Source organism: Rhodanobacter fulvus Jip2 (genome assembly GCF_000264315.1).
Classification (GTDB): domain Bacteria; phylum Pseudomonadota; class Gammaproteobacteria; order Xanthomonadales; family Rhodanobacteraceae; genus Rhodanobacter; species Rhodanobacter fulvus.
Map to the genome: position 1 here is coordinate 1 of NZ_AJXU01000013.1, position 18,793 is coordinate 18,793.

The window sequence follows — 18,793 nt, forward strand, 5'->3', positions numbered from 1 at the left end:
CTCTTTGGTTACTTTCTCTTCACTCCGGGCATCCTGCCCTCCGCCCTTCGGGCCAGCTTCGCTGTTCGCACGCGCATCCTGCGCGTGCGTGGCCACGCAAAGAGAAAGTGACTCGAGCGCCGCAGGCGATCGAAAGCTCTTGCTCTCGGTCGACCAACAAAGAGCATCGCGGCTGAAGCCGCTCCCACAGATGAACAGCGCATCGCACACAGGGTGCGCTCCTACAGGCGAACTGGATGGGGCAGCGCCAGCATGGCGCCCCACAGTTGAACGACGTATCGTCACCTTCCCCGTCCATCGACTCGCCCATGGCAACGCCGAAGCCCTTCCCCCATACGAGTTTCCTGCGCGATCTGGAACACCCGACTGCGGCCATTCCGCTGGTTACGGCCACGTCGCTGTCGCCATCATTGGCGCGCATCCTTTTCCCTGCGGGGGCCGGCCTTTCCACACCCATGGTCGCCGACTTGATCAATCTGCTGAAAGCCCGCAGGGCCGTGCTGCAGGCATCGCTCGATACCGAGATGGTTGCCGATGCGTTGCGGCGTTATCAGAAGTTTGCCAAGCCCGGGCAGCCGTCGGCGCATATCGTGCAGTTGCGGCAGCAGCAGGCGGCGGCGCGGCAGGCGGGTAGTCAGGCGCGGCAGGCTTTCGTCAAGGCGGCCGCAGCGTTTGTGCGGACGGCCGGTATCGAAGTGCCGCCGCGGGTGGCGCTTGAGTTGTTCGTTACCGGATGGATCGAGGCGAATGTGCCGAAGGGGCCGCCTCGCGAGGCGGCCCCTTCGGCCTGAGAGCCTGTGAAAAATCACTTCCGCTTCCTTGCATAGCAGGGAAGCTTGGCTGAAGGGCTGAAGGGCTGAAGGGCCTTTTCGCTGTGCAAAAGCAGGATCAAGAGCGCCCCCATCCGCCTTACGTGCCGCTCCTGCGGCACGCCCTCCGGGCCGGCTTCGCCGTTCGCTTCGGCATCATGCCTTCGCAGTCGGCACCTTCCCCCGCTTCGCGGGGGAAGGAAAGCTGGGCTCCTTGTCAGCCGTCAAATGATTCACAGCCTCTGACGACAGCGCACTTCCTGTGCCTGCATTCAACCACACCGGTTCGTGGTCAGCGCAAAATCGCGCTGGCGTCCTGCTTCTCTTTCAACGCGCTGCACAGCTGGATCTTCTCGCTGGTTTGCGCCAGGCCGCGGTCGACGCCCGCAGCATCCTTCAGGCGCGGCTGGAAGAACGCCTGCAAGCGGTCGACCTCGGCCTTGCTGCAACCGTCCTTGCCGGCCAGCGACGGCAGGCGGCCGCCGGCGAAGCTGCCGGTGCGCTCAAGGATCGGCTGGTAGTGCGCGGTGAACCACTGCCACAACGCATCGCGCTGGGCCGGCGTATCGCGGCCTTCCTTCAGCAGACGCGCCATTTCGCCCACCTTGACCGGCTTGGTCAGCGAGAAGTCGCGCACCTGCTCCAGCACGGCCGGGTCCTGCGCCATGGCCATGCCTTCGAGCATGCCGTTGCGCAGGGCCGGGTCGCTGGTTTTCGGCAGTTCGGCCATCAGCGCATCGACGGCACTCTTGCCGTGCTGCTGCACCGCCACGCCCAGCGCATCACCCAGCAGATCGGGGTCGGCGGCGGCCAGATTCAGACGGCCATCGGCGCCGGGCTTGAGCGCGGCCTCGCCCTGCTTGAGCAGCGCGGCGCGCGCTTCGGGCAGCTTGAAGTCGAGTGCGAGGCTGCCAGCCAGGGTGCTGCGCAACAGCGAATGGCTCTCCGATTCGCCGGCCTTGCGCTGGTAGCCCAGCTGCTGCAGGCGCGGCAGGTAGGCGGCCTTGATCCAGCCGGCAAGGCGGGCGCGCTGGGCGTCGGTGCTGGCGATGTTCTGGTAGATCCACTGGATCTGGTCCAGCGGCGCGGTGGCGACTTCGCGGGTCTTGGAGGTTGTCAGCGGCTGCAGCGCGGTGAGCACGTCGCCGGCGTCCAGCTCGCCGTGCTGGAAGCTGGCGTTGACGGCATCGGCGTAAGCCAGTTGCTCGGCGTCGCTGAGCTTGCCGACCTGGCCCACCAGGCTGCCCAGCGCCGGCTTGTCGAGGCTGAAGCGGTAGTAGCCGCTGGCGTTGGCGTTGGGCATCACCCAGGTCGACTTGCTGGCGCCGGCCAGCACCATCGTGCCGCTGGTTTTGTCGAGCATCTCGCAGGCGACCTTGCTGGACGACGCTCCATCTTTGCCGTTGGCGTCCGTTCCATAGCGCACGCATACCGGCACGCCCCAGATGCGCTGCGCGTCGCCCGTGCTGCCCACCGGCAGGTAACGGCTCTGGCTGAGGTGCAGCACGGTCTTGCCGTCCTTCTGTTCCACCTTCGTGGCGATGTACGGCACACCGGTCTGGTTGAGGAAGCTGTTGAACGCGTGCTTGAAAGCGTCGCCCTTGCCCGCCGCGGTGGCGATCGCCGAGACCAGGTCATCGGCCACGGCGTTGCCGAATTTGTGCTTCTGGATGTACGCGCGCATGCCCTTCTGGAAGGTCTTCTCGCCCACGTAGTTTTCGAACATGCCGATGACGCTGGCGCCCTTCTCGTAGGTGATACCGTCGAACGCGGTCTCGATGTCGCCATTGCCGGTGATCGGCTGGCGGATCTTGCGCGCGCTGACCAGGCTGTCGTTGGCCATCGCCATCTGCGCGCCATCCACGCGATCGAGATCGGCGCGGTATTCGGGATGCACTTCCATGGTGACTTTCTGCTGCATCCAGGTGGCGAAGGCCTCGTTGAGCCAGATGTCGTTCCACCAGTTCAGCGTGACGGTGTCGCCGCTCCACATGTGCGCCAGCTCATGCGCATTCACGTTGAACGAGCTGCGCACGTTTTTCGCGGGGGAATCCTTGTCCAGCAGCAGCAGCCAGTCGCGGAAGGTGACCAGGCCGGGGTTTTCCATCGCACCGGCGGAGAAGTCCGGCGCGGCCAGCAGGTCGAGTTTGTCGAACGGGTAGCCGAAGCCGTAGTAGTTCTCCAGCGCGTGGATGATGCTGGGGGTTTCGCTCAGCACGTGCTGCATGCGGTGCGCCTCGCCACTGGCGGCGATGCCGCGCAATTGCAGCGGCTTGGCGCGGTAGGTGTCGGGTGCGATATCCGGGCCGGCGGCGATGTCCCACGGGCCCACGGCGAAGGCCACCAGGTAGGTGGGCAGCGGCACGGTCTGCGCGAAGGTGACGGTCTTCCAGCCATCGCCGGCCGGCGTTTCCTTCACCTGCTTCGTGTTCGCGACGGCGGTCTGCGACGCGGGCACGGTGAGGCTGATGTCGAACGGCGTCTTGAAGCCGGGCTGGTCGAAACCGGGGAAGGCGAAGCGCGCGCTGATCGGCTCCATCTGCGTGATGGTGTACGGCTTGCCCTTGGCGGCGACCTTGTACAGGCCCTGCAACTGCGCGTTGAGCGGCGCGGTGTATTCGATCGCCAGGGTGATTTCCTGCGGCTGCAGCGTGCGGCCGAAGTCCACGCGCACCACACCGGCCTTGGGTTCCACGCTGACGTACTTGCCCGGCTGCGATTTGCCGCGCGCGTCGGTGACCGTCACCTTGGAGACCTTCAGTTCGCTGCCGTCCAGCCATACGTGGTCGGAGGCGCGGGTCAGCTTCACCTTGATCGTGGTGGTGCCGGAAAAATCCTTCTGCGCAGGGTCCACCTTGAACGCGAGCTGGTAGGACTGCGGCACCGCCCAGTCGGGCAGCTGGCCTTGCGGCGCCTTGTCGGCGGGGGCGGCCAGCGCGGCACCGCAACAGGCCGCCAGCGCGGTAAACACCATGGAGCGAAGGGGACGGGACATCGGAAATTCCTGAGCAAAACGTCCACGCTAGGGCGGGCCGCGGGTGCGGCCCAGTGCCATAGGGCACGTTGCTTCCTGCGCGAGGATGGCACCGCCACAGGGGCGCCGGCCGCCAATTGCATTGTTCAGGCCGATGGTTGGCGCCACAATCATAGACATCGACTATGACGATGCCCGAAGGCCGCCGATGAACCTGCGTGATCTGCATTACCTGCTGGCCCTGGCCGAACACCGGCATTTCGGCCGCGCCGCGGAGGCCAGCTTCGTCAGCCAGCCGACCCTGTCCACCCAGATCAAGAAGCTGGAAGAGGAGCTGGGGGTGGCGCTGGTGGAGCGCACGCCGCGCAAGATCCTGCTCACCGAAACCGGCCGCGAAATCGCCCGCCGCGCGCGCTCGGTGCTGGCCGAAGTGGAGGAGATCAAGGCGATCGCGCAGCGCACCCGCGACCCGGAAGCGGGCACGCTGCGGCTGGGCATTTTCCCCACCCTGGGCCCGTACCTGCTGCCGCACGTGATCCCGCTGCTGCGCGAACGCTTCCCGCGGCTGGAGCTGCTGCTGACCGAGGAAAAAACCGAGCATGTGATCCACATGCTGCGCGAGGGCGCGCTGGACGCGGGCATCCTGGCGCTGCCGCTGCACGAGGACAGCCTGCACAGCGAGTTCCTGTTCGAGGAACCGTTCGTGCTGGCGGTGCCGGACCACCACCCGCTGGCCGGGCACAAGGCGAAGCTGAAACTGGCCGACCTGGCCAACGAGAAACTGCTGCTGCTGGAAGACGGCCATTGCCTGCGCGATCAAGCGCTGGAGGTGTGCCAGCTGGCCGGCGCGGGCGAGAAGACCGGTTTCCGCGCCACCAGCCTGGAAACGCTGCGGCAGATGGTGGCGGCCAATGTCGGCATCACCTTGCTGCCCACGCTGGCCACCAAGCCGCCGATGGCGCGCACCGACAATGTGCACCTGATCGAATTCGCCGGCCACGCGCCCAGCCGGCGCATCGCCATGGTGTGGCGCAAGAGCTCGTCGATGGCGGGTTTCCTGCAGCGGCTGGCCGGCGTGTTCCAGGATCTGCCGCCAGACCTGTTCAAGCCCGACGTGGGTGCGCAACCGCGCGTGCAGGCGGACTGACCCATGCGCCTGCTGCCGGTGGTGGCGGTGCTGTTGATCGGCTGGGGCGGGCTGCATCATTGGCGCCACCGCGACGTGACCCCGCCGCCGGGCGTGCTGGCGCCCGATGCGCCGCACCAGGTCAACCTGACCGACGGCGCCAGCCTGCACCGCGACGGCATGACCCTGGCCACGCGGGCGTACATCGACCTCACCGCCCGCGTGCTGTCGCGCGAGGATTACACGTGGGACGCGGGCGCCAAGCTGGCGCCGGTGGATCTGGCGCTGGGCTGGGGCCGCATGTCCGACAGCGCGGTGCTGGCGCACTTCGACATCAGCCAGTCCGGCCGCTTCTTCTACTGGCGCACGAAGACCTGGCCGATTCCCCGCAACGAGATCGAACTGTCCACCGCCAACGTGCACATGATCCCCGCCGACGCCGGCGTGCGCGGCGCGTTGAAGCGCGTGCGCAAAGGCCAGCTGGTGCATATCGAAGGCTTTCTGGTGGATGCCAGCGGCCCCAACGGCTGGCGCTGGAAGACCTCGATGACGCGCAGCGATACCGGCGCCGGCGCCTGCGAACTGGTTTACGTGGAAAGCCTGGACGTCATCGACGGGTAGGGAATATCCGAACAAGCCGTCATCCCAGCGAAAGCTGGGATCCAGCGCCTCGGCAACTGCTCGAAGACACTGGATTCCAGCTTTCGCTGGAATGACGAGCTAAAGAGTTGGTCAGAGCAATCCTGGTTGCGACCGAGAATCAATAGCGCAGCAACGCGTGCAAGGGCTCGCCGCCTGACCAGCGCAAGCGGCCCTGCAACGCCGACAACTCGATCACCACGCAGGCGCCTACCGTGGTGGCATTGAAGCCATCGACCAGCGCCCGCGCCGCCGCCAGCGTGCCGCCGGTGGCCAGCACGTCGTCCACCAGCAGCACGCGTTCACCGGGTTTCAACGCATCGCTGCGCGCTTCCAGCCGGTCGCGGCCGTATTCCAGCTGGTAATCGATCGACAACACCGGCGGCGGCAGCTTGCCGGGCTTGCGCAGCGGCACGAAGCCCGCGCCCAGCTTCTGCGCCAGCGCCGCACCGAAAATGAAGCCGCGCGCCTCGATGCCACACACCGCCTGCACGCCCTGCTCCAGCCAGGGCTCGGCCAGCGCATCGATGCAGCGGACAAAGCCGCGCGCATTGGCAAGCAGCGGCGTGACATCGCGAAAGGTGACACCGGGCTGGGGGAAATCCGCCACGTCGCGGATCAGCGCGGCCAGCTCCGGCAGGAGTGAGGGCGCAACCGTCATACCGCGCAGGCGCCCAGCGGATCGTCCAGCCCGCCGTCTTCGTCGATGGCCCGGCGTGCGTCGCTGAGGCAGGCCTCGACACCGCGCACGATGGCACTGGCTTGAGGCAGGCTCGATTCGGGCACCATCACCGCCATGAAATCCATCGCCGGCAGCTGGCCCACGCCACCGGTGAGGTATTCGCCGGCGATGAACGCGGGGATCCCTTCGGCCTCCAGCGCATCCTTCACCAGATGGGCGTCGATGAGGTTCTCGGCTCGGTAGACGGTTTGCATGAGCCCACGCTAACCCTCGCGCGCGCCGCGGGCAAGCGCGCTGGGTGCGTCACGGGCGACAGGGTAAACTTGCATGTTTCCACCCACGCACGCGAGCTTGCCCGATGTCGACCGAGAACCCCGCCAACCCGACGCCCGCCGTGCAGCATCAGGACTTCATCCGGCAGATCGTGCGCGACGACCTGGCCTCGGGCAAGCACGTCGCCATCCACACCCGTTTTCCACCCGAGCCCAACGGCTACCTGCACATCGGCCACGCCAAGGCGATCTGCCTCAGCTTCGGTATCGCGCGGGAATTCAGCGGCTGGTGCAACCTGCGCCTGGACGACACCAACCCGGGCAAGGAAGACCCGGAGTTCGTCGAGGGCATCAAGGACGACGTGCGCTGGCTGGGCTTCGAATGGCATGAGCTGCGCCACGCCTCGGATTATTTCGAGGTGTTCTACCGCGCCGCCTGCAAGCTGATCGAGGACGGCGTGGCCTATGTCGACGACCTCAACGCCGAGGAGATGCGCGAATACCGCGGCACGCTGACCGCCGCCGGCCGCAACTCGCCGCATCGCGACCGCAGCGTCGAGGAAAACCTGGACCTGTTCCGGCGCATGCGCGCGGGCGAGTTCGCCGATGGCAGCAAGACCTTGCGCGCGAAGATCGACATGGCCGCCGGCAACATGAACATGCGCGACCCGGCGATCTACCGCATCCGCAAGATCGCCCACCAGAACACCGGCGACGCCTGGCCGATCTACCCGATGTACGACTACGCGCACTCGCTGTCCGACGCGCTGGAAGGCATCACCCACTCGCTGTGCACGCTGGAATTCGAGGATCACCGGCCGCTGTACGACTGGTGCGTGGACAAGGTCGACCTGCCGAACCATCCCGAGCTGTGGCAGCCGCTGCTGGACGCGGGCCTGCCCACCCAGCCGGCCAAGCCGCGGCAGATCGAGTTCTCCCGGCTCAACCTCAGCTACTGCATCACCAGCAAGCGCAAGCTGGCGCAGCTGGTGGCCGACCATTACGTGGACGGCTGGGACGACCCGCGCATGAACACGCTGCGCGGCCTGCGCCGGCGCGGCTTCACTCCCGCCGGCCTGCGCCTGCTGATCGATCGCGTGGGCGTGTCCAAGCAGAACAGCGTGATCGACTACGCGGTGCTGGAAGGCTGCATCCGCGAGGACCTGGACGCCACCGCCGCGCGCCGCATGGCCGTGCTGGAACCGCTGAAGCTGGTGCTGACCAACCTGCCCGAAGGCCACGAGGAGACGCTGAGCTTCCCCAACCACCCCAAGGATGAAAGCTTCGGCACGCGCGACGTGCCGTTCTCGCGCGAGGTATGGATCGAGCGCGAAGACTTCGCCGAAGTGCCGCCGAAGGGCTTCCACCGGCTGAAACCCGAAGGCGAAGTGCGCCTGCGCGGCGTGGGCATCGTGAAGTGCGAGCAGGTCATCAAGGACGCCGATGGCAACGTGGTCGAACTGCACTGCACGCTGGATCCGGAAACCCGCTCGGGCCTGCCCGGCGCCGACCGCAAGGTGAAAGGCACCATCCACTGGGTCAGCGCGAAACGCGCGGTGGCCGCCGAGGTGCGCGTCTACGACCGGCTGTTCAGCGTGGCCGCGCCGGACAGCGAAGACGATGGCAAAACCTGGCTCGACCACGTCAACCCCGAAGCCAAGCGCGTGCTGCGCGGCTGGCTGGAGCCGGCAGCGGCCGACGTGGCGCCGGAGCAGCGTTTCCAGTTCGAGCGGCTGGGTTATTTCGTGGCCGACCGCGTCGACCATCGCGCCGACGCGCCGGTGTTCAACCGCACCGTCACGCTGCGCGACACCTGGGCCAGGCAGGCCGGAAACTGACGGAGCGATCGCATGCTGCCGCTGCAGATCCATCTGACCTTGCCGCCGTGGATCGGCGACGTCGCCGACGTCAACCGACGCTATGCCACCGACGAAGAACGCATGGGCGTGGCGGTGGCGCTGGCGCGCGAGAACGTGGATCGCGGCGGCGGCGGGCCGTTCGGGGCGGCGGTGTTCAACAACCACAGCGGGCGGCTGGTGGCCGTGGGCGTGAACCGCGTGGTGCCGCAGCATTGCTCGCTGGCGCATGCGGAAAACATGGCGCTGATGATCGCCCAGCAGCGGCTGGGCCGGCACCGCATCAACGAGGACGGCGGCCATTACGTGCTGGCCACCAGCGCGCAACCGTGCTGCCAGTGCTACGGCGCCACCGTGTGGGCCGGCATCGACACGCTGCTGATCGGCGCCCGCACCGAGGACGTCGAGAGCCTCACCGAATTCGACGAAGGCCCGCTGCCGGCCGACTGGGCCGGTGAACTGGAGCGCCGCGGCATTGCGGTGCGGCGCGACATCCTGCGCGACGCATCACGTGAGGTTCTGGCCGCCTACGGCCAAAGCGGCCCCTCCTATTGAGCCGTTGGCGCGCCGCGCTGCCGCTGATCCTGCTGGTGCTGGCCGGCATCGTGCTGTTCGCGTCCGGCTCGCTGAACCAGCTCAGCCCGCACCAGCTGCTGGCCAACCAGACCGAGTTGCACGCACAGATCAGCGCGCATCCGTGGCTGAGCCGGCTCGCCTACATCGGCCTGCTGACGCTCACCATGGCCACCGGCATCCCCGGCACCATCGTGGTGATCCTGGCCGGTGGCTTCGCGTTCGGCGTGGTCGACGCCACGCTATGTTCCTCCATCGGGCTGACCCTCGGCTCGTTGATCCTGTACCTGGCCAGCCGTTATGCGTTCAGTGGCGGCACGCGCCAACCGCCCGCCGTGGTGGCGCGACTGCGGCACGGCTTTGAACAGCATCCGGCCAGCTACACCCTGTTCCTGCGTTTCGTGCCGGTGGTGCCGTTCGGCGCGGTCACCGTGGCGCTGGCCTGGCTGCGTTGTCCGCTGTGGCTGTTCCTGGGCGCCAGCTGGCTCGGCGGCACGGTCACGCTGATCTTCGAAACCTCGATCGGCGCAGGTTTGGGTGACGCGCTGAGTCGGAGCGACAACGTCGGCGTCGGCCTTTTCATGCACCGCGAGGTGCTGCTTCCCCTCGCCGCAATCGCCCTGCTGGCGTTGTTGCCGCTGGCACTGGAGCGCTTTACGCGGCGCTGGCGGTCACGCCACCGATCACCCTGACACGGCGGGCGACGCGTCGCGGCCCGATCCTCGCGGGCATTCACACGTTCTTCGCTTTTGATATCGCCGGCTGAAGAAAACCGCCTCGTGCTGGCACCCGCGCTTCACCGCCGCCTGCCTACGCTGCGCTTTTTCAGCGATGGGAGGCCGCCATGTCGATGCGGGATTCGGAACGCGGCAAGGGTCACGGGCATCGCGGCGGCCCCACCAGAACGTCCCGCCGAACCTTCCTGAAAAGCGTCGTGGCTGCAACACCGGCCTTGGGCCTGCTTGGCTGTGGTCCGCGCCACGGCTCGGCGCAAGCGCGGACGCCGGTGTACTTCACGCCCGACGAAGCCACGTTCATCGACGCGGCCACGCAACGACTGATCCCTGCCGATGATCTCGGCGGTGGCGCCAATGAGGCGGGCATCACGACGTTCATCGACCTGCAACTGGCCGGGGCCTATGGCCGCGCCGAGCGCTGGTACATGCAGGGGCCGTGGCCGCACGGCATCGATCAGCAGGGATTCCAGCTGAAGTACACGCCGGCGCAGATTTACCGCGATGCGATCGGGCGCGTGGAGGCGCATTGCCGGCAGCAACACGGCAAGCCGTTCGCGCAACTGGACCCGGCCCATCAGGACGACCTGCTCCACGCGCTGGAAAAGGGCGAGGTGGATCTGGGCGACATTCCCGCCAAAACCTTCTTCGCGATGCTGTGGCAAAACACCCAGGAGGGTTACCTGGCGGATCCGGCCTATAGCGGCAATCGCGATTTCGCCGGCTGGAAACTCATCGGCTTCCCCGGCCCGCGCTACAACTATGTCGAAGACATCGGGAAATTCGGCAGGCCGTACGAGGCACCGTTCGTGAGCCTGGTCGGGCGCGATCCCTCCGCCTACCTGCGTGGGGAATCGTGATGGCGAAGCGGGAGCGGCCGGTGGACGTGGTGCTGGTGGGTTTCGGCTGGACCGCCGCGATCATCGCGCAGGAACTGACCGATGCCGGCGTGCAGGTGCTGGCACTGGAACGTGGGGAATTTCGCGACACCGTGCCGGACTTCGCCACCGACACCATCCAGGATGAATTGCGCTACGCCGTGCGCAAGCAGATTTTCGAATCGCCCGAGCGCGAGACGCTCACCTTCCGCAACAGCGCCGACCAGACCGCGCTGCCGATGCGCCACCTGGGCTCGTTCCTCCCCGCCGCCGGCGTCGGTGGCGCGGGCGTGCACTGGAACGGTCAGTGCTGGCGCTTCCTGCCGCAGGACTTCGAGATCCGCACGCATACCGAGCAGCGCTACGGCAGGAAGTTCATCCCCGAATCCATGAACCTGCAGGACTGGGGTGTGACCTACGACGAGCTGGAACCCCACTACGACCGCTTCGAATACCTGTGCGGCGTCTCCGGCACCGCCGGCAATATCGGCGGTGTGAAGCAGGCCGGCGGCAACCCGTTCGAAGGTGCACGCAAGCGTGGCTATCCGCTGCCGCCACTGAAACGCTGCGCCTCGACGGTGCTGTTCGACAAGGCGGCGCGCGAGGCTGGCTTCGATCCGTTCCCCTGCCCCGCGGCCAATGCCTCGAAACCGTATCGCAACCCGCTGGGCGTGCAGATGGGCCAGTGCACGTATTGCGGTTACTGCGAGTGGTTCGGCTGCGGCAACTATTCCAAGGCCAGCCCGCAGACCACGATCCTGCCGGTGCTGCTGAAGAAGGCCAATTTCAGCTACCGCACGCGCTGCAACGTCACCCGGGTCAACACCGACAACACCGGCAAGCGCGCCACCGGCGTCACCTATGTGGATGTGGACGGCAACGAGATCGAACAGCCCGCCGGCATGGTGGTGCTGTGCGCGTTCGCCCAGCACAACGTGCACCTGCTGCTGTTGTCGAAGATCGGCACGCCTTATGACCCGACGACGGGGCGCGGCGTGGTCGGTCGCAATTACGCCTACCAGATCACCTCGTCGGTGGACGTGTTCCAGAAGGAGATCCTCAACCCGTTCATGGGCGCCGGCGCGCTGGGCCAGGGCGTGGACAACTTCAACGGCGACAATTTCGACCACGGCCCGCTGGGTTTCATCGGCGGCGGCTACATCGCGCTGTGGAACACCGGCGGCCGGCCGATCCTGCAGCACTACCTGCCCAAGGACGCGCCGACCTGGGGCAGCGGCTGGAAGAAGGTGATGCACGACAACTACCTCACCGCCACCTCCATCGCCACCCACGGCAGCGTGATGAGCTACCGCAGCAACTACCTCGATCTCGACCCCACCTGGCGCGACGACTACGGCAACCCGCTGCTGCGCCTCACCTTCGATTTTCAGCCCAACGAACACGCCATGTCGGACTACCTCACCGACCAGGCAACGAAGATCGCGCAGGCCATTCCCGACGCCACCCACCACGTGAAAAAGCGCGATGGCCACTATTCCATCGTGCCTTACCAGACCACCCACAACACCGGCGGTGCCGCGATGGGTGCCGACCCGACTACCAGCGTGGTCAACCGCTACCTGCAATCGTGGGATGTACCGAACCTGTTCGTGATGGGCGCCAGCGTGTTTCCGCAAAACGCCGGCTACAACCCCACCGGCACGGTGGGCGCGCTGACGTTCTGGGCCGCCGAGGCGATGAAGCGCTACCTGAAGAACCCCGGCCCCCTGGTGTCGGCATGACCGCGCGCATCGGCATCGCCATCACGCTGTCGCTGGGTTTCGCCGGGCTTTGCGCCGCGGGCGCCGTTGCCGCCAATGCGTCGACGAGTGCTCGCACCAGCCCGGGGCCGCATGCCTCGGTGCAGCACGGACGCTACCTGGTGCGTGCCGGCGACTGCATGGCCTGCCACACCGCGAGCAACGGCGCGCCCTACGCCGGCGGCCGCGCCGTGCCCACGCCGTTCGGCACCATCTACTCGACCAACATCACGCCCGACCCGGACACCGGCATCGGCCGCTGGGATGGCGACGATTTCTACCGCGCCATGCACCAGGGCATCGCGCGCGACGGACATCGGCTGTACCCGGCGTTTCCCTACCCCTGGTTCACCAAGCTCAGCCGCGACGATGTGCGCGACATCAAGGCCTATCTCGATACGCGCGCGCGGGTGCGCCAGCGCGACATCGCGCCGAAACTGCCCTGGCCGCTCAGCGTGCGCGGCGCGATGGCCGCATGGGATGCGATGTATTTCGATGCCGGCACCTACCGGGCCGATCCCGGCAAATCGGCGCAATGGAACCGTGGCGCCTACCTGGTACGCGGCGTGGGCCATTGCAGCGCCTGCCACGGCGACAAGAATTTCGCCGGCGCGGTGGATGCCAAGCACCCGCTCGGCGGCGGGTTCGCCGAACACGTGTTCGCGCCCGCGCTCACCGGTGGCAAGCGTGACGGGCTGGGCAAATGGAGCGAGCAGGACATCGTCGACTACCTGGGCACGGGCCGTAACGCCATCACCACCGCCGCCGGGCCGATGGCCGAAGTGGTCAGCCAATCCACCCGGTACCTCAGCGAACCCGACCTGCGCGCCATTGCCGTGTACCTGAAAAGCCTGCCGGCGCCGCCGCAGGACGACATCGCCGAAGCGGACGCCGCGGTGATGCGGCATGGCGCCGCGCTGTACCTCGACAACTGCGAAGGCTGCCACCTGCGTGGCGGCACCGGCGAGCCCGGCGCGTTCCCGCCGCTGCGCAACAGTTCGGCGATACAGGCCCGACAGCCGGACACCTTGATCGCCACGATCCTGCGCGGCGACGCCGTACCGGCCACCGACGCCGATCCCACCGGCCTGGCCATGCCCGCGTTCGACAAGCGGCTGGACGACGGCGACATCGCCGCGCTCACAACCTATATCCGCCAGGCCTGGGGCAATCACGCGGGCGTGGTCTCGCGCGCCGACGTGAAAGACCTGCGCGAAAAACTGCACCGCAATCCGAACTAGCGCGGTCACCGGCCATTGGAGCTAGAACCGATGGCCTGGCCCGCCGCCGGAAGCCGTACTGTCCGCCGCCGACTTTCGCGTTAGGCTGCCCGAACAAGACCGCCGGCGCGTCGGATCGCGTGCAGCGGCGGCATCGGCGCGGCCTGGCGGACCAGGAGAGCAACTGGCGGTGACGGATATGGGGAGCAGCAACTTCGCGGTGCGCCTGTGGCGACGCACGTCGCTGATGCAGCGACTGGGTTTTGTCGCCCTGGTGCCCACCCTGGTCACCGCCGTGCTGCTGGTCACCACGCTGACCCGCCACCAGCTCACCACGGTGCGCGTGATGGCGCAAGACACCGCCAACGCCATCGCCATCCAGGCGGCAGCCGTCTCCGCCGAACCGCTGCGCCAGTCCCACCGCCGCGAGCTGGCGCGCATTGCGCAGGCGACGGGCGACCTGCCGCATGTGGCGTTGGTGCAGATCCGTTCGGTCGACGGCGAAATCCTGGCCGGCCATCACGACACGCAAACGGGCGGCACCACCGGCGGCCTCACCGTGATTCGCGAAGTGATCGATCCGCACCGGCCGCTCGGCCCCGCGCTCGGCTCGGTACTGGTGCGGGTCAGCCTGGCGGACGCGATCGCCGCGCAGCGATCGAGCCTGCACAACGCGCTGATCACGCTGGCGATCAGCCTGCTGGTGGCCGGCATCATCGGTTGGCAGGTCGCGCGCTGGCTGAGCGCACCGCTGCGACGGCTGGTGGCCGCCGTGCAGCAGCTTGGTCACGGCGATGCACCGGTGGCGGTGGAGATCACCGACCGCACCGAGATCGGCCAGTTGCAGCGCGGCTTCAACGCTGCCTCGGCGGCGCTGTTCGACATGCACCGCGACATGGAGCGCGAGATCGACCAGGCCACCCGCGCACTGGCGGACAAGAACGCCGCGCTGGAAGCCACCAGCGTCGCCAAGGCGCGTTTCCTGGCCGCCGCTTCACACGACCTGCGCCAGCCGCTGTACGCGCTCACCCTGTTTTCCTCCGCGCTGGCCGTGGACGAGGACGACGTCGTCCGGCTGGACCGCATCGCGCATATCCAGGAGTGCGTGCAGGCGCTCGACCACCTGTTCAGCGAGCTGCTCGACCTGTCGCGACTGGAAACCGGCACGATGGAGGTGGAGATCAGCGATTTTTCGCTGGACCAGGTTTTCGATGAAGTCAGCCGCAACTTCCGCATGATCGCCGAACAGCACGACCTGCGGCTGGTGATGCGCACCACGGACGTGTGGGTGCGCAGCGACCGCACCATGCTGGGCCGCATCCTCAACAACCTGGTCAGTAACGCGCTGCGTTACACCCCCGAGGGCGGCGTGCTGGTCGCCGCGCGCAGACGGTCCGGCAACCAGGTTCGGGTGGACGTGTGGGACACCGGCATCGGCATCGCGGCGGAGCACCAGGCGCGCGTGTTCGACGAGTTCTACCGCGTCGAGAATCACTGCGACGCGGCACCCAGCGACGGCCCGCGGCGCGGCCTGGGGCTGGGCCTCTCCACCGTCCAGCGACTGGCGGAACTGATCGGTAGCGACGTGCAGCTGCACTCGCGCCCCCACCGCGGCAGCGTTTTCAGTTTCGTGTTGTCGGAAGTTGCACCGCAAGCGCACGCCGACCCGTTGGCGGCCATGCCGCTGGATGTTTCGGGCATGCGCGTGCTGGTGGTGGACGACGAGCCGGCGATCCTGTCGGGCATCCGCTATCTGCTGCGCAGCTGGGGTTGCGACGTGGCCACCGCCGAAGACGGCGCCCAGGCGCTGGACGCCGTGGAACACTGGCGAACCGCACCCGACCTCGTGATTTCCGACCTGCACCTGCGCCATGGCGAGAGCGGCCTTGAGGTACTCGCCCTGCTGGATGCGTACTACAAGCGCGAAGGGGCGCGACCGTTCGCCCGCCTGCTGATCACTGGCGAAACGCGCCGCGACCGATTGCAACCGATCTTGACGGCAAACATCCCCCTGCTCTACAAGCCGGTATCGCCCGCGCAATTACGCGAAAGCCTGATGGCCGTCTGGGCGTCCATACGGGAGGGGACATGACACCCGCCTCCGCGCCACTCCACGCGATGACAACCACCCTCGACCCTGATTGCTCACGGCAATCGCCGCCACCTCCCGGAACACATGACATGCGCATACTGATCGCGGACGACCACCAGCTGATTGCCGAGGGGGCCAGGCTCAAGCTTGCCGAACTCGGCCCCGGCACCGAGTTCACGATCGCGCTGGATGTCGCCGAACTACGCCACGCACTGGGCCAGGAATCGCCCCCCGCATTGGCGCTGATCGACCTGACCATGCCCGGCGTGCACGGGCGCGAACATCTGGCCGAAGTGATCGCCGCGTGGCCCGGCGTGCCGGTGATCGTGTTGTCCGGTGCCGAGAGCCCGGCGCTGATCCGCGAGTTGCTGGCGATGGGCGTACAGGGTTTCATCCCCAAGGCCTACTCCGCCGACGTCATGCTGTCGGCGGTGCGACTGGTGCTTTCCGGCGGCGTCTACATCCCGCCGATGATGCTGCAGGCCGACGAGCCGCTGGTGGCACCGCCGCCATCCACGACGGGGGAAGGTGCCGCGGCGCGACTGGAAGAGCGTCTGCACCAACTGCTGACCGAACGCCAGCTCGACGTGTTGCGGCTGCTGTCCACGGGCAAGCCGAACAAGGTCATCGCCAGCGATCTCGGCATCAGCGAAGGCACCGTGAAGATCCACCTGGCGGCGATCTTCCGCGCACTCAACGTACGCAACCGGGTGGAGGCCGTGGTCGCTTCACGCCGCATCGGCGAGGTTTGAGCGCACGGCCGGCCTCAATACCCGAAGATGCCATAACCCCCTCTCCCCTTGGGGAGAGGGGGACACGCCGCGGGGAAGCCCCAACGAAGTTGACGACGACACCAAAAAGCCCCCCATCAACTTCCCCGCAAGCACCGGCCCCTCTCCTCTTTCCTCTCCCCAAGGGGAGAGGAGGTTACGGTGGCTTCGGGCTTCTGCGTTTATCGACGTGGCAAGCTCACACAACGCCGTACCTCGAACCTGCAGGACGCCGCGCCTCAAAACAACCTCGGTACCCCGCCGCTTGTATTTCCGCCCCGCCAGCCCGCAGACTCGACGGCGGGGAGACAAGGATGGCGAGGGGAGAAAAGGTGCGGGACAAACACCAGACGACACCAATGTCGAAAACGCGCCGCACTGTGCAGGCACGTCGGCTGGGGCAGCTTGCGGGCACGCTGTTCCTGCTCGCGCTGACCGTCACCGTGCCGGCGATGTCCACGTCGGCCGTGCCGCCGGTGCCTGCCGCCGCGCCACTCACGTTCGGCATCCTGCCCATTGGCGGCCCGGCCGAATCGCTGACCGCCTGGCGCCCGATGCTGGACGACATGGAACATGCCTTGCAGCAACCCGTCCGCAGCATTTCCGTGAGCACCTACGAAGGACTGGCACAGGCGTTGAACGAGGAGCGGGTGGATATTGCGTTCGTCTCCGGCCGCCTCGCCCTGCAGGCCGTCACGCAGGACCGCATGCAGGTGATCGCCCAGTTGACCCGCGGCGACGGTTCGCACGGCTACAACGCCGTCCTGCTGGTCCGCCGCGACTCTCCGCTGCACAACGTGGCCGACTTGCTGCGCAAACCCGGCCACTGGCGCTACGCCCGTGGCGAAGCGCTCTCGGTATCGGGCTATCTGGTTCCCGAGACCCAGATCTTCGCCAGCCGCAACCTGGACTCGGACACGTTTTTCGCCACCGTGGCAATCGACAACCACCAGAACAACGCCCTGGCCGTCGCCAATGGCGAAGTCGATGTAGCGACCAACAATACCGCCGACATGGAGCGCTTCGCCCAGCACTTCCCCGACCAGTTTTCCCGGCTGCGCGTTCTGTGGACGTCCACCCTGATTCCACACGCGGTGATCGTGGTTCGCCGCGATCTCGACCCGGCCGTGCGCCGGGCCATCGCCACCTTCGTGACCGGCTATGCCCGCACCGGCCCCCATGTCGCCGCCGAGCTGGAGAAGCTCAAGCGGATCCACGACATCAGTGGCTTCGCGCCAGCCGGCAACAGCGCGCTGGCGCCTTTTGCCGACATCGACTACCAGCTGGATCGCCGCCGCGCCCTCAACGCCCAGTGGGTGAGCCCGGCGGCCTTGCAGGCGCGCCTGGAAAAGATCGCCAGCGATCACCGCCAATTGCTGCAGCAACTGCGCGCGAACAAGCCGTGAGCGGCGCGACACCGAGCGCCACGACATCGGTGCGCGAGGCTACAAACAGGCAGAAAAAAACCCGCTCGGCTTGCACCGGCGGGTGAAATTGGTGGGTCGTCCGGGATTCGAACCCGGGACCAATAGATTAAAAGTCTACTGCTCTACCAACTGAGCTAACGACCCGTCGTACGAAACCACGGCAAAACTCAAGCCGACAATTTTACGGGCTGGGCGCGAGTGGCACAAGCAAGCGCGGTTCAGACGTAGCGGGTGGGGTCGGGCAAACCCGCTTCGCGGAAGCCTTGCTCCCGCAACCGGCAGGCATCGCAATGGCCACAGGCGCGACCCTCGCCATTGGCCTGGTAGCAGCTGACGGTGGCGGAAAAATCGACGCCCAGACGCTTGCCTTCGCGCGCGATGTCGGCCTTGCTCATCTTCATCAACGGTGCGTGGATGCGCAGCCCGGCGCCTTCCACGCCGGCCTTGGTGGCGACATTGGCGAGCGATTCGAACGCCTCGATGAACGCGGGCCGGCAATCCGGATAGCCCGAGTAATCGACGGCATTCACCCCGCACCAGATGTCGCGGGCGCCCAATACCTCGGCCCAACCCAGCGCGATCGACAGCATGATGGTGTTGCGGGCCGGCACGTAGGTCACCGGGATATCGTCGCCATCGGCGGCATCCAGCGGCACGTCGATATCGGCGGTGAGCGCCGAGCCGCCGATGCGGCGGAGATCGACCGCCACCGTCTTGTGCTCGAACGCGCCAAGCATCTGCGACACACGTTCGGAAGCGGCCAGCTCGGAGTTGTGGCGCTGGCCGTAAGCCACGCTCAGCGCGTGCACCTGATAGCCCTGTTCGCGGGCGATGGCGATGGTCACGGCCGAATCCATGCCGCCGGAGACGAGCACGACGGCCTTGCGGGAGAGTTTGTCGGTCATGAGTCTTGCATCCTTCGGTACGGCCGGTCACCGGCCGGAAAGCACCTGCGGCAGCACAGGCCGAAGCGCATGAAAC

16 protein-coding genes and 1 tRNA gene are annotated in these 18,793 nt (G+C 67.0%); 12 read left to right on the plus strand and 5 right to left on the minus strand.

Annotation, left to right across the window (positions count from 1 at the left end):
- Positions 1-308: 308 nt before the first annotated feature.
- A complete protein-coding gene (locus UU9_RS02525; protein ID WP_007080145.1) occupies positions 309-791 on the plus strand; it encodes a hypothetical protein in 483 nt (160 codons plus the stop codon).
- A 310-nt stretch (positions 792-1,101) separates the two neighbouring features.
- Here the strand turns inward: UU9_RS02525 and UU9_RS02530 are convergent, their stop codons facing one another.
- Complete coding sequence (locus UU9_RS02530) at positions 1,102-3,804, minus strand: M1 family metallopeptidase (protein WP_007080146.1); 2,703 nt, start codon at positions 3,802-3,804, stop codon at positions 1,102-1,104.
- 187 nt (positions 3,805-3,991) lie between these two features.
- Between UU9_RS02530 and oxyR the strand changes: the two genes are divergently transcribed.
- Positions 3,992-4,930 (plus strand): DNA-binding transcriptional regulator OxyR, encoded by a 939-nt coding sequence (oxyR, locus tag UU9_RS02535; protein ID WP_007080147.1) that lies wholly within the window; start codon positions 3,992-3,994, stop codon positions 4,928-4,930.
- 3 nt (positions 4,931-4,933) lie between these two features.
- Positions 4,934-5,530, plus strand: coding sequence for a hypothetical protein (locus UU9_RS02540; RefSeq protein ID WP_007080148.1), 597 nt, complete (start codon positions 4,934-4,936; stop codon positions 5,528-5,530).
- Positions 5,531-5,669: 139 nt separating this feature from the next.
- On the opposite strand, the gene UU9_RS02545 is transcribed toward UU9_RS02540, so the two are convergent.
- A complete protein-coding gene (locus tag UU9_RS02545; RefSeq protein ID WP_007080149.1) occupies positions 5,670-6,209 on the minus strand; it encodes an adenine phosphoribosyltransferase in 540 nt (179 codons plus the stop codon).
- The gene (locus tag UU9_RS02550) at positions 6,206-6,484 is read right to left on the minus strand and encodes a putative signal transducing protein (protein WP_007080150.1); all 279 of its coding nucleotides are present in this window, start codon (positions 6,482-6,484) and stop codon (positions 6,206-6,208) included. Before UU9_RS02550 ends, UU9_RS02545 begins: the two co-directional genes overlap by 4 nt.
- A gap of 104 nt (positions 6,485-6,588) precedes the next feature.
- Here UU9_RS02550 and UU9_RS02555 point away from each other — a divergent pair, with 104 nt between their 5' ends.
- The 9 genes from UU9_RS02555 (at position 6,589) to phnD (ending at position 17,791) form a co-directional block, all read left to right on the plus strand.
- A complete protein-coding gene (locus UU9_RS02555) occupies positions 6,589-8,340 on the plus strand; it encodes a glutamine--tRNA ligase/YqeY domain fusion protein (RefSeq protein WP_007080151.1) in 1,752 nt (583 codons plus the stop codon).
- A 12-nt stretch (positions 8,341-8,352) separates the two neighbouring features.
- On the plus strand, positions 8,353-8,913 hold the full coding sequence (locus UU9_RS02560) for a nucleoside deaminase (RefSeq protein ID WP_007080152.1): 561 nt from the start codon (positions 8,353-8,355) through the stop codon (positions 8,911-8,913).
- Entirely contained in the window at positions 8,910-9,623 is a 714-nt protein-coding gene (locus UU9_RS02565) for a TVP38/TMEM64 family protein (protein WP_007080153.1), read from the plus strand. Before UU9_RS02560 ends, UU9_RS02565 begins: the two co-directional genes overlap by 4 nt.
- 242 nt (positions 9,624-9,865) lie before the next feature.
- Complete coding sequence (locus UU9_RS02570) at positions 9,866-10,525, plus strand: gluconate 2-dehydrogenase subunit 3 family protein (RefSeq protein WP_202799794.1); 660 nt, start codon at positions 9,866-9,868, stop codon at positions 10,523-10,525.
- Complete coding sequence (locus UU9_RS02575; protein ID WP_007080155.1) at positions 10,525-12,285, plus strand: GMC family oxidoreductase; 1,761 nt, start codon at positions 10,525-10,527, stop codon at positions 12,283-12,285. Before UU9_RS02570 ends, UU9_RS02575 begins: the two co-directional genes overlap by 1 nt.
- The gene (locus UU9_RS02580; RefSeq protein WP_007080156.1) at positions 12,282-13,544 is read left to right on the plus strand and encodes a c-type cytochrome; all 1,263 of its coding nucleotides are present in this window, start codon (positions 12,282-12,284) and stop codon (positions 13,542-13,544) included. Before UU9_RS02575 ends, UU9_RS02580 begins: the two co-directional genes overlap by 4 nt.
- A 178-nt stretch (positions 13,545-13,722) precedes the next feature.
- Positions 13,723-15,615: an ATP-binding response regulator gene (locus UU9_RS02585; protein WP_007080157.1), complete on the plus strand. Its 1,893-nt coding sequence runs from the start codon at positions 13,723-13,725 to the stop codon at positions 15,613-15,615.
- Positions 15,616-15,704: 89 nt separating this feature from the next.
- Positions 15,705-16,367 (plus strand): LuxR C-terminal-related transcriptional regulator, encoded by a 663-nt coding sequence (locus tag UU9_RS02590; RefSeq protein WP_007080158.1) that lies wholly within the window; start codon positions 15,705-15,707, stop codon positions 16,365-16,367.
- Positions 16,368-16,744: 377 nt separating this feature from the next.
- Positions 16,745-17,791 carry a phosphate/phosphite/phosphonate ABC transporter substrate-binding protein gene (gene phnD / locus UU9_RS02595; RefSeq protein WP_007080159.1) on the plus strand — a complete coding sequence of 349 codons (1,047 nt, stop codon included), beginning with the start codon at positions 16,745-16,747 and terminating at the stop codon, positions 17,789-17,791.
- 89 nt (positions 17,792-17,880) lie between these two features.
- Here phnD and UU9_RS02600 read toward each other — a convergent pair.
- Positions 17,881-17,956: transfer RNA gene (locus tag UU9_RS02600), tRNA-Lys, on the minus strand.
- Between the two features lie 74 nt (positions 17,957-18,030).
- Positions 18,031-18,717, minus strand: coding sequence for a 7-cyano-7-deazaguanine synthase QueC (gene queC / locus UU9_RS02605; RefSeq protein WP_007080160.1), 687 nt, complete (start codon positions 18,715-18,717; stop codon positions 18,031-18,033).
- Positions 18,718-18,793: the final 76 nt, after the last annotated feature.